This window comes from Lysobacter sp. GX 14042 (assembly GCF_021390425.1).
GTDB lineage: Bacteria > Pseudomonadota > Gammaproteobacteria > Xanthomonadales > Xanthomonadaceae > Novilysobacter.
Genome location: NZ_JAJUWY010000002.1, coordinates 418,264 through 434,102, shown reverse-complemented (window position 1 = coordinate 434,102; position 15,839 = coordinate 418,264). Strand labels below are relative to the sequence as shown.

At 70.4% G+C, this 15,839-nt stretch carries 15 protein-coding genes; 13 read left to right on the top strand and 2 right to left on the bottom strand.

Annotated elements, in window-relative coordinates:
• Window positions 1-20: 20 nt before the first annotated feature.
• The gene (locus LY625_RS05435; RefSeq protein WP_233738115.1) at window positions 21-479 is read right to left on the bottom strand and encodes a nucleoside deaminase; all 459 of its coding nucleotides are present in this window, start codon (window positions 477-479) and stop codon (window positions 21-23) included.
• Window positions 480-568: 89 nt separating this feature from the next.
• On the opposite strand from LY625_RS05435, the gene ubiE reads away from it, so the two are divergent.
• From ubiE to LY625_RS05420, 3 genes are all read left to right on the top strand, one after another.
• The gene (gene ubiE, locus LY625_RS05430) at window positions 569-1,336 is read left to right on the top strand and encodes a bifunctional demethylmenaquinone methyltransferase/2-methoxy-6-polyprenyl-1,4-benzoquinol methylase UbiE (RefSeq protein WP_233738113.1); all 768 of its coding nucleotides are present in this window, start codon (window positions 569-571) and stop codon (window positions 1,334-1,336) included.
• Between the two features lie 82 nt (window positions 1,337-1,418).
• Window positions 1,419-3,362, top strand: coding sequence for a M1 family metallopeptidase (locus LY625_RS05425; protein WP_233738112.1), 1,944 nt, complete (start codon window positions 1,419-1,421; stop codon window positions 3,360-3,362).
• A gap of 274 nt (window positions 3,363-3,636) precedes the next feature.
• The gene (locus LY625_RS05420; protein ID WP_233738110.1) at window positions 3,637-4,368 is read left to right on the top strand and encodes a hypothetical protein; all 732 of its coding nucleotides are present in this window, start codon (window positions 3,637-3,639) and stop codon (window positions 4,366-4,368) included.
• 22 nt (window positions 4,369-4,390) lie between these two features.
• On the opposite strand, the gene LY625_RS05415 is transcribed toward LY625_RS05420, so the two are convergent.
• Entirely contained in the window at window positions 4,391-5,323 is a 933-nt protein-coding gene (locus tag LY625_RS05415; protein WP_233738108.1) for a carbohydrate kinase family protein, read from the bottom strand.
• A gap of 265 nt (window positions 5,324-5,588) precedes the next feature.
• On the opposite strand from LY625_RS05415, the gene LY625_RS05410 reads away from it, so the two are divergent.
• The 10 genes from LY625_RS05410 to lipB all read left to right on the top strand — a co-directional run bounded on the left by LY625_RS05410 (window position 5,589) and on the right by lipB (window position 15,838).
• Window positions 5,589-6,635: a rod shape-determining protein gene (locus LY625_RS05410; RefSeq protein ID WP_233738106.1), complete on the top strand. Its 1,047-nt coding sequence runs from the start codon at window positions 5,589-5,591 to the stop codon at window positions 6,633-6,635.
• 55 nt (window positions 6,636-6,690) lie between these two features.
• The gene (gene mreC, locus LY625_RS05405; protein ID WP_343223468.1) at window positions 6,691-7,632 is read left to right on the top strand and encodes a rod shape-determining protein MreC; all 942 of its coding nucleotides are present in this window, start codon (window positions 6,691-6,693) and stop codon (window positions 7,630-7,632) included.
• A complete protein-coding gene (gene mreD / locus LY625_RS05400) occupies window positions 7,629-8,114 on the top strand; it encodes a rod shape-determining protein MreD (protein ID WP_233738105.1) in 486 nt (161 codons plus the stop codon). The genes mreC and mreD overlap by 4 nt, the downstream gene beginning before the upstream one ends.
• Before the next feature lie 3 nt (window positions 8,115-8,117).
• Window positions 8,118-9,998 (top strand): penicillin-binding protein 2, encoded by a 1,881-nt coding sequence (gene mrdA / locus LY625_RS05395; protein WP_233738102.1) that lies wholly within the window; start codon window positions 8,118-8,120, stop codon window positions 9,996-9,998.
• Window positions 9,995-11,107, top strand: a complete 1,113-nt coding sequence (rodA, locus tag LY625_RS05390) for a rod shape-determining protein RodA (protein ID WP_233738101.1) — start codon at window positions 9,995-9,997, stop codon at window positions 11,105-11,107. The genes mrdA and rodA overlap by 4 nt, the downstream gene beginning before the upstream one ends.
• Window positions 11,108-11,205: 98 nt before the next feature.
• Entirely contained in the window at window positions 11,206-12,375 is a 1,170-nt protein-coding gene (gene mltB, locus LY625_RS05385; protein ID WP_233738099.1) for a lytic murein transglycosylase B, read from the top strand.
• Complete coding sequence (locus LY625_RS05380) at window positions 12,372-13,607, top strand: septal ring lytic transglycosylase RlpA family protein (RefSeq protein ID WP_233738097.1); 1,236 nt, start codon at window positions 12,372-12,374, stop codon at window positions 13,605-13,607. Before mltB ends, LY625_RS05380 begins: the two co-directional genes overlap by 4 nt.
• A 49-nt stretch (window positions 13,608-13,656) precedes the next feature.
• On the top strand, window positions 13,657-14,889 hold the full coding sequence (locus tag LY625_RS05375; protein WP_233738095.1) for a D-alanyl-D-alanine carboxypeptidase family protein: 1,233 nt from the start codon (window positions 13,657-13,659) through the stop codon (window positions 14,887-14,889).
• Complete coding sequence (locus tag LY625_RS05370) at window positions 14,874-15,167, top strand: DUF493 family protein (protein WP_233738093.1); 294 nt, start codon at window positions 14,874-14,876, stop codon at window positions 15,165-15,167. Before LY625_RS05375 ends, LY625_RS05370 begins: the two co-directional genes overlap by 16 nt.
• The gene (gene lipB / locus LY625_RS05365) at window positions 15,155-15,838 is read left to right on the top strand and encodes a lipoyl(octanoyl) transferase LipB (protein ID WP_233738091.1); all 684 of its coding nucleotides are present in this window, start codon (window positions 15,155-15,157) and stop codon (window positions 15,836-15,838) included. Before LY625_RS05370 ends, lipB begins: the two co-directional genes overlap by 13 nt.
• The last annotated feature ends 1 nt before the right edge of the window (window position 15,839 follow it).

The window sequence follows — 15,839 nt, the reverse complement described above, 5'->3', positions numbered from 1 at the left end:
TTGGCCGCCGGCTTCCGGCGCTACTGCGGATCTTCCCCGATGTCCTCGTTCCAAAGGCCCGGGTTTGCGGCGATCCAATCGCCCATCATCTTGATGCAGCGCTCGTCGGCCAGGTCGATGACGCGGACCCCGGCTTCGCGCAGCCAGTCCAGCCCGCCGGGGAAGTTCACCGATTCGCCCACCACCAGGGTGCCGATGCCGAACTGCCGGACCAGGCCGCTGCAGTACCAGCACGGCGCCAGGGTGGTGACCATGATGGTGTCGCCGTAGGAGCGCTGGCGGCCGGCCTTTCGGAAGGCGTCGGTCTCGGCGTGGACCGAGGGATCGCCCTCCTGCACGCGGCGGTTGTGGCCGGCGCCGAGCAGGCTGCCGTCGGCGTGGTAGAGCGCCGCGCCGATCGGGACGCCGCCTTCGGCCAGGCCGGTGACGGCCTCGTCTAGGGCGGTGTCGAGCATGGCGCGGTACTGGTCGATGTCCATTGGATGGCTCCGGGCGGTGGGACGCCCATCCTGTCAGTCCGGGCGCCCGCATGCGAACGCCGCCCGCTATCCGGTGCGATAATCCGCCCATGAACGAGACCCCCGGCAGCAAGCCCGACGGCACCACCCACTTCGGTTTCCGCGACGTCCCCAAGGGGGACAAGCAGAAGCTGGTGGGGCAGGTGTTCTCCTCGGTCGCGGGCAACTACGACCTGATGAACGACCTGATGTCGCTGGGCATCCACCGGGCATGGAAGCGCTACTTCGTGGCGACCTCGCAGGTGCGCCGCGGCGACCGCGTTCTGGACCTGGCCGGCGGCACCGGGGACATCGCCGCGCTGCTGCGCCCGCGGGTCGGCGAGGCCGGCTCGATCGTGCTGGGCGACATCAACGGCGAGATGCTGCGGGTCGGCCGTGACCGGATGCTGGACCGCGGCCGGGTCGACGGTTTCGAGTACGTGCAGTGCAATGCCGAATCGCTGCCCTTCCCCGATGCCAGCTTCGACCTGGTGACCATGGCCTTCGGGTTGCGCAACGTGACCGACAAGGACGCCGCGCTGCGCGAGATCCGCCGGGTGCTCAAGGTCGGCGGGCAGGCGCGGGTGCTGGAGTTCTCCGAGGTGAAGCCGGAGTGGTTCCGGCCGGTCTACGACTTCCATTCCTTCCAGGTGCTGCCGCGGCTGGGCCGGCTGTTCGCCGGCGACGAGGACAGCTACCGCTACCTGGCCGAGAGCATCCGCAAGCACCCGCCGCAGGAGGAGCTGAAGGCCATGATGGAAGCCGCGGGCCTGGAGCGCTGCAGCTACCGCAACCTGTCGGCCGGCATCTGCGCGGTGCACACCGGCTACGCGTTCTGAGGCGACACGCCAGCTCCGGCACTTCGCGCCCGCTTCACCCGGCGGCTACACTCCGCGGTCCCGACGCAAAGACGGTTCCGCCATGCGACTTCCGATCATGACCTTCTGGCTGGCCGCCGCGGTGGCGGTGTCCGGCTGCTCGCGCGAGACCCCGCAGACCGGTGACTCCGCCCCCGAGGGCTCGGCTGCCCCGGTGGCCGCCGTGGTCGAGCACGATCCATTCTCCTACGCCGAGCCCGGCAAGGTCCGCATCGACGACCTGGCCCTCGAGCTGGCCATGGACTTCGACGCCCATACCCTTTCCGGCAGTGCCACCTACACGCTGGACTGGCGCGACGGCGAGGCCCGCCAGCTGGTGCTCGATACCCGCGACCTGGACATCGACAAGGTCACCGGCGAGCGTGGCGACGGCAAGTGGCAGGACCTGGAGTTCGACCTGGCCGCCGCCGACTCGCGGCTGGGCAGCAAGCTGACCATCCAGGCCCCGGACCGCAACCCGCGCATCCGCGTCAGCTACACCACCTCGCCGGGCGCCTCCGGCCTGCAGTGGCTGACCCCGGCGATGACCCAGGGCGGCAAGCAGCCTTTCATGTTCAGCCAGTCGCAGCAGATCCACGCCCGCTCCTGGGTGCCGCTGCAGGACACCCCGCAGGTGCGCTTCACCTACACCGCCCACGTCACCAGCCCGGATGACGTGATGGTGCTGATGAGCGCCGACAACGACCCGGACGCCAGCCGCGACGGCGACTACCGCTTCGAAATGCCGCAGGCGATCCCGTCCTACCTGCTGGCGATCGCCGCCGGCGACCTGGTGTTCGAGCCGATCAGCGAGCGCTCCGGGGTGTGGGCCGAGCCGGACATGGTGAAGAAGGCGGTTGCCGAGTTCGCCGACACCGAGAAGATGATCCAGGTCACCGAGAAGCTCTACGGCCCGTACCGCTGGGGCCGTTACGACCTGCTGATCCTGCCGCCGTCGTTCCCGTACGGCGGCATGGAGAACCCGCGCCTGACCTTCATCACCCCGACCGCGATCGTCGGCGACAAGTCGCTGGTGTCGCTGATCGCCCATGAACTGGCGCACAGCTGGTCCGGCAACCTGGTGACCTTCGCCACCCCGAAGGACCAGTGGCTCAACGAGGGCATCACCAGCTACGTCGAGAACCGCATCGTCGAGGAGCTCTACGGCAAGGACTTCGCCACCATGGAGGCGGCGATCGCCCAGAACGACCTGCGCGCCAGCCTGGCCGACATGGACCCGCAGGCCCAGGCGCTGGCGATCCGCCCCGAGGTCGAGGTCGACGCCGACTCCACCTACACCGCGGTCGCCTACGACAAGGGCGCCTGGTTCCTCATGTTCCTGGAGCAGCGCTTCGGCCGCGAAGCCTTCGACGCCTTCCTGCGCCAGTACTTCGACGATTTCGCCTTCCAGTCGGTGACCACGTCGACCTTCGCCGACTACGCCGGCGAGCACCTGCTGGGCAAGCATCCCGGCAAGGTGACCGAGGCCGAACTGGAGCAGTGGCTGTACGAACCGGGCATTCCGGATTCGGCGCCGGTGTCGGCCTCGACCCAGTTCGATCGGGTCGACACGCTGCGCCAGGCCTGGCTGGACGGCGAAGGCCTGCCCGCGAAGGACGCCACCGATGCCTGGACCACCCAGGAGTGGCTGCACTTCCTCGACAGCATGCCGCCGACCCTGGAGCAGGCCCAGCTGGCCGAGCTCGACGCCGCCTACGGCTTCACCGGCACCGCCAACGGCGAGATCGCGATGCGCTGGTACCCGCTGGCGGTGCGCAGTGGCTACACCCGCGCCAACGGCGAGATCGCGGAGTTCCTGGAGAAGATCGGCCGCCGCAAGCTGATCATGCCCACCTACGCCGAACTGGTGAAAACCCCCGAGGGCCTGGCCCTGGCCGAGCAGGTGCTGGAAAAGGCCCGCGCCGGCTACCACCCGATCACCACCGCCTCGGTGGAGCGGGTGATCGCCGTGGCCAAGGGCGAGGCAGGAGCGCCGGTCGCCGAGTGAGGGCGGCGATCAGGTGACGTTACGCGGCCGCCCGAGGGCGGCCGCTTTGTTTCCGACCGCCTTGCGAACGCCGATTGGTCATCCCCGCGATCCGGTCGTCATCCCCGCGAACGCGGGGATACAAGGACGTTGGGCGAGAAACGAGTGAAGAGGAACGAGGAACGAGTAAAAGCGCCAAGCTTCTGCTTTTGCCTCTGCCCTTACTCGTTCCTCGTTCCTCTTCACTCGTTCCTCGCTCTTACAATCCCCCCATCCACCATTCCCGGGACCTCCCATGAACCTCAACATCGCGCTCCTTTTCACCGTCATCGCCCTCGGCCTGGCCGCCTGCCAGCCGGCTGCCGATCCGGAGGCCGAGCGGGCTCGCCAGGCCGCGGTCGCCGAGCAGGCCGCGGCCGACATGGCACGGCAGTTCGAGGAGCAGTACGAGGCGGAGAACTGGCAGCTGGCCAAGGCCCACGGTGACGTGCTGCTGGCCCAGTACCCGGAAAGCGAGGCGGCGGCCTCGATCAAGGAGCGGCATGTGGATGCGTCCAAGCGTGCAAACGAAGCGCGGGAGGCCGAGCGCACCGCGGCGCTGTGGGCCTACCAGCGCGAGGCGCAGGCCACCGGCGGGGCGCAGCTTTCGGCCGCGATCTACGCGAAGGACAACGTCAAGACCGACGACGGCAGCGCCCGGCCGGTGCGGCTGATCTTCCGCGACCATCCGGAGTGGGGCACCAGTGCCTACCTGACCCTGGAGCGCGGTGACTTCGACTGCTACTCCGGCTGCAGGCTCAAGGTCACCCTGGATGATGCGGATCCGGTCACCATGGACGGCAGCCGCCCCGACACCGACGAGGCGATCGCGATGTTCATCGAGGACGAGAAGGCGCTGTGGCGGCATGCCATCGCGGCCGACGTGCTCCGCATCGAGTTCCCGGTGAAGGCGGGGGGCACCCGCACCGCGGTGTTCGAGACCCGCGGGCTGGATCCGTCCGAGCTGCCGAAATGGCCGCAGCAATGACCACCGCGGTTGCTACACGTCGTCAGAGGGCGTACCCGAACTGCTCCCGGAACTCCGCCGCGAACTCGTCGAAGGAGAAACGCTGGTTCTGCGTTCCGTGGTGTTCGACGTTCAGCGCGCCCATCAGGTTGCCGATGCGGCCGATGGTCGGCCAGTCATGCCCGCGCAGGATGCCGAAGATCAGCCCGGCGCGGAACGCGTCGCCGCAACCGGTGGGGTCGGTGATGCTGCGCTCGCGCGCCGGCGGGATCTCGTGGGCCTGGCCGTCGGCGTGGATCACCGCGCCGCGCGGGCCGCGGGTGGCGATGTAGGCCTTCACCTTGCCGGCGATCTCGGCCTCGCTCCAGCCGGTGCGCTCGGCCAGCAGGTTGGACTCGTAGTCGTTGACGGTGACGTAGTCGGCCTGCTCGATGAACGTGCGCAGCTCGGCGCCGTTGAACAGCGGCATGGCCTGGCCGGGGTCGAAGATGAAGGGGATGCCGCACTCGGCGAACTCGTGGGCGTTCTGGATCATCCCCTGGTAGGCATCGGGGCTGATGATGCCGATCTCCACGCCGGGGACGTCGCGCACGTGGTTCTCGTGCGAGCGCTCCATCGCGCCGGGGTGGAAGGCGGTGATCTGGTTGTTGTCCAGGTCGGTGGTGATGAAGGCCTGCGGGGTGAACATGCCGGGCAGTTCGCGCACCCGCGACAGGTCGATGCCCTCGCGCTCGAAGTGCGCGCGGTAGGGGGCGAAGTCCTGGCCCACCGTGGCCATCGGGACCGGGTTGCCGCCCAGCAGCTTGAGGTTGTAGGCGATGTTGCCGCCACAGCCGCCGAATTCCCGGCGCATGCGCGGGACGTAGAAGGAGACGTTCAGCAGGTGGACCTTGTCCGGGAGGATGTGGTTCTTGAACTGGTCCTGGAACACCATGATGGTGTCGTAGGCCAGCGAGCCGCAGATCAGGGCTGACATTCGGTCGCGCTCCGGGAGGCCGCGGGCGGGGCGGCAAGGCAGGCAGGTCGGGTGGAGGGCGGGCCGCGCTCGGGGCGCCAGGCACACGCTCAACCTGCGGATTCTACCGCTGCCTCCGCGTCGGCGGCCAGCCATGCCGGGCCGCGAGTGGCTGCCGCCGAGGGGCCGAAACCGCCGCAGGACGTTGATTCTCCTTGCTGCAGCAGGGGGGCGTTGTTAGATTAGCCGGCCGCCTCCGCGTCCCTGATCCCCCGGCTACCCGACGATGTTCAAGAAGTTCCGCGGCATGTTCTCCAACGACCTGTCCATCGATCTGGGCACGGCCAACACCCTCATCTACGTGCGTGGGCAGGGCATCGTCCTCAACGAACCCTCGGTCGTCGCGGTACGCCAGGACCGGGTGATCGGCGGCAACCGTTCGGTCGCCGCGGTCGGCACCGAGGCCAAGCAGATGCTCGGGCGAACCCCCGGCCACATCACCACCATCCGGCCGATGAAGGACGGCGTGATCGCCGACTTCACCTATACCGAGGAAATGCTCAAGCACTTCATCAAGAAGGTGCACAAGAGCCGGTTCCTGCGTCCCAGCCCGCGGGTGCTGGTGTGCGTGCCCTGCGGTTCGACCCAGGTCGAGCGCCGCGCGATCAAGGAATCGGCCGAGGAGGCCGGCGCGCGCGAGGTCTACCTGATCGAGGAACCGATGGCCGCGGCGATCGGCGCCGGCATGCCGGTCACCGAGGCGCGCGGCTCGATGGTGGTCGATATCGGCGGCGGCACCACCGAGGTGGCGGTGATCGCCCTCAACGGCATCGTCTACGCCGCCTCGGTGCGCATCGGTGGCGACCGTTTCGACGAGTCGATCATCGCCTACGTGCGCCGTACCTACGGCACCCTGATCGGCGAGGCCACCGCCGAGCGGATCAAGGTCGAGCTCGGTTGCGCCTATCCGCAGGAAGAGAACACCTCGCTGGAGGTCACCGGCCGAAATCTCGCCGAGGGCGTGCCGAAGATGATCACCATCACCGCCAACGAAGTGCTCGACGCGCTGCGCGAGCCGTTGGCCGGGATCGTCACCGCGATCAAGCTGGCACTGGAGCAGACCCCGCCGGAGCTGGGCGCGGACGTGGCCGAACGCGGCATCGTGCTGACCGGCGGCGGTGCCATGCTCAAGGACATCGACCGGCTGATCAGCGAGGAGACCGGCCTGCACGTGCAGGTCGCCGACGAGCCGCTGACCTCGGTCTGCCGCGGTGGCGGCCGTGCACTGGAGCTGGTGGACATGCACGGCAACGAGTTCTTCGCCGCCGAGTGATCCGGCCTTCCCGTTCCCGGCGCCCGGAGGCGCTGCCACCCGACCGTTGAGCGCCGTGCCAGCACTGGGCACCCACAGTCCCAACCGACAAGGCGAAGTCGTCGCCACCCTGAAGCTGCTGGGCTACCTGGCGCTGGCGGCACTGCTGATCGTGCTCGACCACCGGGGTGGCTGGCTGGCGGGGATGCGTGGACAGGCCTCGCTGGTGGTGCAGCCGCTGTGGTCGGTCGCCGGCTGGCCCGGCCGCGCGGCCCGCCGGGTCTATGACGATGCCGGAACGCTGGCGCAGCTCACCGCCGACAACGAGCGCCTGCGCAACGAGCTGCTGGTCAGCAGTGCGCGCATCACCCGGCTGCAGACCCTGGCCGACGACAACGCACGCCTGCGCGCACTGCTGGGCGTTGCACAGAGCGGAGGGCTGGACGTGCAGCTGGCGCCGATCCTGGACATCGACCTGGATCCGGCGCGACAGCGGCTGGTGCTCGACGCCGGCAGCAACCAGGGCGTGCGTACCGGGCAGAGCGTGCTCGACGCCGGAGGGCTGGTGGGGCAGGTGATCGAAGCGCGGCCGCTGCATGCCACCGCACTGCTGCTGACCGATCCAGCGCACGCCGTGCCGGTGATGGTCGCCCGCAGCCAGGTCCGGCTGGTCGCATACGGCCAGGGGCGCAGCGACCTGCTGCGGGTCCCCGGCATCCCGCTGTCCTCGGACGTGGAGATCGGCGACGAGCTGCTGACTTCGGGCCTGGGCGGGCGGTTCCCGCCCGGCTTTCCGGTCGGGACCCTGGTCGCACTCCAGCCCGACGAGAGCGGTGCCTTCCTGGTGGGCGAGGTCAGGCCGGCGGCGCAACTGGACCGGGGCCGCGCCGTGCTGCTGCTGCGCGAGGTGCCCAGCCCCCCTCCCGAGGACGCCGGGCTGCTCCCCGGCGAGGCACCCGCCGCGCCGGGAGCGGCGGCGGACACCGGCGACGCTCCGGAACCGGAGCCGGAACCATGAGCCGCCGCGACCGGTCCTGGTTGCTGCCGGCCAGCGTGTTGCTCGCCATCGTGCTGGGCCTGCTGCCGCTGCCCGCGCTGCTGCAGCCGCTGCGCCCGTACTGGCTGGCGCTGGTGGTTGCCTACTGGGTGATCGAGCGGCCGGACCGTGCCGGACTCGGGCTGGCATTCGCCTGTGGCCTGCTGGCCGACCTGGCGTTCGGCAGCCTGATGGGCGAACAGGCGCTGCGGCTGGTTGTGATGGCCTTCATCCTGCAGCGCTTCCGCGCGCGCCTGCGCTTCTTCCCGCCCTGGCAGCAGGCGCTGTCGATCGGCGGGTTGCTGCTCAACGACCGCATCATCGACGCCATACTCAACATCGCCCTGGGCCTGCCGCCGGTGCCCCGGCTGGCCTGGCTGGCGCCGGTCGTGGCGATGCTGCTCTGGCCGCCGGTGTTCTGGCTGCTGGATGCGATGCGGCTGGGCAACTGGCGAAGGGGCTGAGCCATGCGCCCACGCCGCCTCAAGAACCTCCAGCAGGAGGCCGCGCAGTTCCGGCGCCGGGCCCTGGTCGCCCTGGCCGGCGTGGTGCTGGGCCTGGGCGGGGTGGCCGCCTGGTATTTCAACCTGCAGGTGGTGCGCCACGACGAGTTCGCCACCCGCTCGGAACAGAACCGGATCAAGCTCAAGCCGGTGGTCCCGGGCCGCGGACTGATCTTCGACCGCAAGGGGCGGGTGCTTGCCGACAACGTCCCGGCCTGGCGGCTGGAGGTCACCCTGGGGGAGGCCGGGGATCCGGCGGGCTGGTTGCCGGAGCTGGCCCGTGTGGTCGACCTCGGCGCCGAGGACATCGACGCCTTCCACAAGGCGCGGCGCGGCGTCCCCGGCTTCCGCACGGTGCCGCTGAAGGTCCGCCTGTCGGAGGAGGAGGTCGCCCGGTTCGCGGTCGAGCGCTGGCGTTTCCCGGGCGTGGAGGTGGTGTCGTACCTCAACCGCCGCTATCTCCATGGCGAACTGTTTGCCCACGTGATCGGCTACGTCGGCCGGGTCGACGAGGACGAGCTGGCCAGCCTGGGCCCGGAAATCGTCCACTTCAGCCATACCGGCAAGACCGGGCTGGAACGGGCCTACGAACCGGCGCTGCGCGGGCAGGTGGGCCACGAGAAGGTCGAGACCAATGTCGAGGGGCGGCCGATGCGGCTGCTCGGCCAGGAGCCGGCGCGGCCGGGCGCGGATCTCAGGCTGTCGCTGGACCTGGACCTGCAGCGCGCGATGGCCGCCGCGTTCGGGGAGCAGGAAGGCTCCGCGGTGGCCATCGATCCGCGCACCGGCCAGGTGCTGGCGATGGTCAGCCTTCCGTCCTATGACACCAACCTGTTCGTCAACGGCATCTCGCATGCCCAGTACGACGCGCTGACTTCCGATCCGTCGCGGCCGCTGTTCAACCGCAACGTGCTCGGCGGCGGGCCGCCGGGATCGACCGTCAAGCCGATGATCGCGCTGGCGGGGCTGGACTACGGGTTGCGCACGCCGGAACAGCGCTTCTTCTCCAGTGGCGAGTTCCACATCCCCGGCCAGGCGCGCGGCTACCGCGATGCCGCGCGCGGCGGGCACGGCTGGCACGACCTGCGCGAGTCGATCGCCTGGTCGGTCAACACCTACTACTACCAGCTCGCCATGGACATGGGGATCGACCGCCTGTCCGCGGCGATGCGGCGCTTCGGTTTCGGCGAAAAGACCGGCATCGACCTGGTGGGCGAGAGTCGCGGCTCGGTGCCCTCGCGTGACTACAAGCGTTCGGTCAGCACCGAGCCGTGGTATCCGGGCGAAACGGTGATCGCCGGCATCGGGCAGGGCTACTGGGTCGCCACCGCGCTGCAGCTGGCACGCGCCACCGCCGCCATCGCCGACGGGGGCAGGCTGCACGAACTGCGGTTGGTGGCGGCCAGGCGCGACGGCTACGGCGCACCCTGGCGCGAGCTGGGGCCGACTGCGGTGAGCCAGGCCAGCGACGATCCGGCGCATGTGCGCGTGGTGCAGGAGGGCATGATCGCCACCATGCACGGTGCCCGCGGGAGCGGGCGCCGCGCCGCGGTCGGCGCCGGCTACACGATGGCCGGCAAGACCGGGACGGCGCAGCGCTCGAGCCGGCGCGGCAACATCAGCGCCGACCCGCGCACGCTGCCCTACCACCTGCGGCACACCGCGCTGTTCGTCGGCTATGCGCCGGCCGAGGATCCGCAGATCGCGGTGGCGGTGATGGTCGAGCACGGAGGCTACGGAGGCAGCGCGGCGGCGCCGATCGCGCGGCAGATCTTGGACGCCTGGCTGCTGGGGAAGATGCCCGAGGGGCTGGAACCCGACGCCGTTGCGGAGCCGGGCCCATGAGCGTGCTGCTGCGCTGGCTGCTGGACATGCTGCGCGACGTGCTGCGCACCCTGGACCTGTCCCTGGTGGCGGCGCTGCTGGCGCTGTCGGTGATCGGCCTGGCGGTGCTGTACAGCGCGGGAGGAAAGTCCGAGGCGATGGTCACTGCCCAGGCGCTGCGTGACGGCATCGGTTTTGCCGCGATGTGGGCGCTGTCGCGGGTCCCGCCGCGGCAGCTGCGCAACTGGACCCCGCTGGTCTATGCCGCCTCGCTGGTTCCGCTCGCGCTGGTGCTGGTCATCGGGACCGGCAAGCACGGCAACCACTGGCTCAACCTGGGGGTGTTCTACTTCCAGCCCGCCGAGGTCGCCAAGCTCAGCCTGCCGATGATGATGGCCTGGTACCTCAACCACCAGCCGCTGCCGCCGCGGTTGCCGGTGCTGCTGGTGGCGGGCGTGCTGCTGGCGCTCCCGACCGGGCTGGTGATGCTGCAGCCGGACTTCGGGACCGCGGTGCTGGTGGGCATCAGCGGAGCCTTCGTGCTCTACCTGGCCGGGCTTTCGTGGTGGTGGTTCGTGGCTGCCGGCGCGAGCGTGGTGGTCGCCGCGCCGGTGGCCTGGTTCTGGTTCCTGATGCCCTACCAGAAGGACCGCATCCTGACCTTCATCGACCCGGAGCGCGATCCGCTCGGGGCCGGCTGGAACATCATCCAGAGCCGCATCGCCATCGGTGGCGGCGGCATGACCGGAAAGGGCTGGGGCCACGGCTCGCAATCGCACCTGAACTACATTCCCGAGCACACCACCGACTTCATCTTCGCCGTGCTCAGCGAGGAGTTCGGCTGGGTCGGGGTGGTCGTCACGCTGGGGCTGTACGCCTTCGTCATCGCACGCTGCCTGTGGATCGCCTCCCAAGCGCGCGACGGCTACTCGCGCCTGCTGGTCGGGGCGCTCGGCCTGTCGCTGTGCGTGTACGTGCTGATCAACGGCGGGATGGTGGCCGGGGTGTTGCCGGTGGTGGGCGTGCCGATGCCGCTGCTCAGCTACGGCGGCACCTCCGCGGTCTCGCTGCTGGCCGGGCTGGGGGTGGTGATGGCGGTACGCGCGCACCGCCCGGTGCACCAGCGCTGAGCAGCTGAACGGCAGCTGATGGCGGTCCGCCGGTGCCGGCCCCGCGGGGCCGGCAGGGGTTCAGGAGGCCCCGGTGGGCCGTGCTAACCTCGCCGACGATGACCAGTCCGCTTGCCCGACGCGCCCTGGTGGGCGCACTCGTCCTGACGCTCGCCGCATGCGCGACGCAGGCCCCGCCCACCCCTCCGGTGCAGCCGGCGGAACCGGCGGCCCCCGCAGGGCCCGCCCCGCAGCCCGAAGCGGTGCCCGAGCCCGAGGTCTCGCAGTACCAGCCACTGGACGTCGCCCGGCCCGAGTTCATCCGTACCACCGCGGCCCGCTACGACGTGGATCCGGCCCATATCGAACGGGTGCTGGACGGCGCGGAGATCCGCGACAGCATCATCACCGCGATGTCCCGCCCGGCCGAGGCCAAGCCGTGGAAGGACTACCGCCCGATCTTCATCACCGACGCGCGGATCAAGGCCGGGCGCGCCTTCCTGGCCGAGCATCGCGCGGCGCTGGACAGGGTGGAGGCGCAGTACGGCGTCCCGCCGGAGATCATCGTCTCCATCCTCGGGGTGGAGACCAGCTTCGGCGGCAACATGGGCAGCTACCCGGTGGTCGACGCCCTGTACACCCTGGCGTTCGCCTACCCGCGTACCGGCGAGCCGGAGAAGATCGCCCGGGAGAACAGCCGCGAAGCGTTCTTCCGCGACGAGCTCGGCCAGCTGTTCGCAATGGGCGGGGAGACCGGCCTGGACATCACCACCCTCAAGGGCAGCTATGCCGGGGCGATGGGCTGGGGCCAGTTCATGCCGTCCAGCTACCGCGACTACGCGGTGGACGGCAATGGCGATGGCAAGGTCGACCTGTTCAACAGCCTGGATGACGTGTTCGCCTCGGTCGCCAACTACTTCGTCGAGAAGGGCGGCTGGCAGCGCGGCGGCCCGGTGGTGGTGCGCGCCGATCGCGCCGCCGGCGCCGCGGACTTCGAGGCCGAGGGCCTGGAGCCGCGCTACAGCCTGGCCCAGCTGGCGGCCCGAGGCTACACCGCGGCCAGCCCGGCCGCACACCGTGCGGACGGGGTGTCGCTGGACGCCACTTTGCTGAACCTGGATGGCGTGGACGGCCCGGAGTACTGGCTGGGCTTCAACAACTTCTACGCGATCACCCGCTACAACATCTCCAAGCACTACGCGATGGCGGTGTACCAGCTGGCCGAGGCGATTGCCGGGCGCGACCCGCTGGCCGCCGCCGGCAACGGCGCCGGGCGCGTCGAAGCATGATCCGGCTGCTGGCGGCGCTGCTGGTCCTGGGCCTGGCGGCCTGTTCCAGTGCCCCCCGCAAGCCGGACCCCGCCCCGGGCTCGGCGGGTACCGGCGATTCGCGGCGCTCGCCCTATCCGGCGGCGCAGGAAGACCCGTCCAAACGCGGCCACTACACCGCCGGCGGCCTGTATGCGCCGCACATCGCCGATGCCGCGCCGGACATCCGGATCGACGTTGACCGGATCCCCGAGCCCGAGGTGGTCGCCGAACCGCGCTCGCTTTACGGCAACCGGCCGACCTACAGCGTGCTGGGGCGCGAGTACAAGGTGTTCGATGACCCGGCCGGCTTTGTCGAGCAGGGCATCGCCTCCTACTACGGCACCAAGTTCCACGGCCGCAAGACCTCCAACATGGAGGTGTACGACATGTACGCCTTCACCGCGGCGCACAAGCACCTGCCGCTGCCGAGCTTCGCCCGCGTCACCAACCTGGACAACGGCCGCTCGGTGGTGGTGCGGGTCAACGACCGCGGCCCGTTCCACGAGGGCCGGGTGGTCGACCTGAGCTATGCCGCGGCGGTGAAGCTGGGGATCGACCGCAGCGGCACCGGCCGGGTCGAGGTGCGCGCGCTGGTGCCCGACGACCTGGGTCCGGCGGTGGCGCCGGTCGACACCCGGGTGGCCGCGGTCGAGGCGCCGCCGCCTTCCAGTTCCATGGACAGCCTGGTGGCCGCGCTGCCGGCCGCTGCCGCCACGGCGGCCGCCGACGGCCCGCTGCCGGATACCGCGGCCGCGCCCGCCGCGCCCGCCGACCGTCAGTACCGGTTCGACATGAACGCCGATGGCAAGGCGATGACCGCCGACCAGTTCGACGCCTGGATGCGCGAGCGCCAGGTGCGCGTGGCCACCGGCCGACCGGGTGCGCCGGACGGGACGGCCGCTCCCGCTGCCGCCCCGACGGGCGTATCCTCCGCATCCCCGCAGGCCGGATCCCCGGCCATGGTGGAAACGGCCGCGGGTGCCGGCGTGGTGCTGCAGGTGGCGAGCTTCGCCGCCCGCGACAATGCCGACCGGGCGCTGGAAACGCTGCGCGGTGCCGGTATCGACGGCGCGAGCATCCACGATGCGGTGGCCAATGGCCGCCGGGTCTGGCGCCTGCGGGTCGGTCCGCTGGCCGGGGACGCCGCCAGCGCGCTGGCGCCGCGGATCGTGGCGCTGGGTTTCGACCGGCCGCAGCCGGTGCGCGAATAGTCCAACAGAACAGGTACGCCGGCCCGCAGCCGGCCGGAGTTATACAACGATGAAGTTCCCCCGCCTCCTTCGAGCGTTCGGCCTGGCCGCGCTCGGCACCCTTGCTGTCGGCCTGGCCACCGCGCAGGAACCGGTACCGGTGCCGCAGCCGGGTGCGCAGCCGGGCGGCGTCGACACGGCGGCCGGGCCGATGCCGGTGCCGCCGGCGCCCGAGCCGGTGGCCGAGGCCTGGGTGGTCATGGACGCGGCCAGCGGCAAGGTCCTGGCCGGCGAGAACATCGACGTGCCGCTGCCGCCGGCCAGCATCACCAAGGTGATGACCAGCTACGTCATCGCCGCGGAGATGGCTGCGGGCAAGATCAACCGCGACGACCAGGTCAGGATGAGCGAGAACGCCTGGCGCAAGGGCGGTGCGGCGACCGACGGCAGCTACTCCGGCTTCGACGTCAACCAGAGCGCGCCCCTGGTGGAGATGGAGAAGGGCATGGTGGTGCAGTCGGGCAACGACGCCGCCATCGCCCTGGCCGAGCACGTCGCCGGCAGCGAGCAGGCCTTCGCCGCGCTGATGAACCAGCACGCCCAGCGGCTCGGGCTGCGCAACACCCACTTCGTGAACGCCACCGGGCTGCCCGGCGAGGGCCACCTGTCCACCGCCCACGACCTCGCTCTGCTCGGCGCCGCACTGGCCCGCGACTACCCCGAGGCGTACTCCTACAACGCAATCAAGGAGTTCACGGTCGGCTCGATCACCCAGCCCAACCGCAACGTGCTGCTGTGGCGCGATGCCAGCGTCGACGGCATCAAGACCGGGCACACCTCGGCGGCCGGCTACTGCCTGATGGCCTCGGCCAAGCGCGGTGACCAGCGCCTGGTCTCGGTGGTCCTGGGCTCGAGCTCGGAGAAGCAGCGCGCCGACGACAGCCAGGCGCTGCTGAACTGGGGCTTCCGTTTCTTCGAGACCCACACCCTCTATGAGCCGGGCACCGCGGTGGCCACCCAGCGGGTGTGGAAGGGGCAGGCCGACGAGCTTGCGCTGGGCGTGGCCTCGCCGGTGCTGGTGACCGTGCCGCGCGGCCGCTACGAGCAGCTGCAGCCGGTGATGGACGTGCCCTCGGTGCTGGTCGCGCCGTTCGAACAGGGCCAGCAGGTCGGCACCGTGCGGGTGACGCTTGATGGCGATGTGCTCGCCGAGCAGCCGCTGGTGGCATTGGAAGCCGTCGAGCGCGCCGGTTTCTTCAAGCGCATCTGGCACGAGATCCTGATGTGGTGGGACTCGCTGTGAGCACCGACGGCAAGGGCCCGGAGCAGCAGGGCTTCGAGTTCCCGGGCACCTTCGAGCTTTCGGCGATGGGCGCGGCGGACAAGGACCTGCAGACGGAGTTGCCCGCGCGGCTGCTCGATGCCGGCATCGAGGTGCTGACCGAGCAGGTCAACTGGCGGCACTCGTCCAACGGGCGCTACGTCTCGGTGCGGATTGCGTTCCGCGCCGACTCGCGCGAGCAGTACGACCTCGCGCACCAGGTGCTGCGCGACCACCCTGAGGTGAAATGGACGCTGTAGCGGTGGAAGCCCCGGCCGCGCTGCCGGTGACCCGACCGGTACGGGTGCGCGACCTGGGCCGCCGCCCTTACGAGCCGGTGTGGCGCGCGATGTCGGCGCTGACCGACGCCCGCGGGCCCGGGACCCCCGACGAGTTCTGGCTGGTCGAGCACGATCCGGTGTTCACCCTGGGCCAGGCCGGCAGGGAAGAACACGTGCTGATGCCCGGCGACATCCCGGTGCTCCGCGTCGACCGCGGCGGCCAGGTGACCTACCACGGTCCGGGACAGATCGTCCTGTATCCGCTGCTGGACCTGCGCCGGCTCAGGATCGGGGTGCGCGAGTACGTGTGCCGGATCGAGCAGGCGATCATCGACACCCTGGCCGACTGGAACATCGGCGCTGTGCGCCGCGATGGCGCGCCCGGCGTGTACGTGGCCGGGGCCAAGGTCGCCGCGCTCGGGATCCGCGTCCGCCGCGGCTGCAGCTTCCACGGCCTGGCCTTCAACATCGACATGGACCTGGCGCCGTTCCGGCGCATCAATCCCTGTGGTTACGCGGGGTTGGAAGTGGCCTCGATGGTAGACTTCGGGGGTCCTTCGTCGCTGGATGCGGTCAAGCCGGTGCTGGTGACGCACCTGGCCGCGCAGTTCGGATTGGTGGCCGAGCCGGCCGATCCGCCGGCCCCCTGAA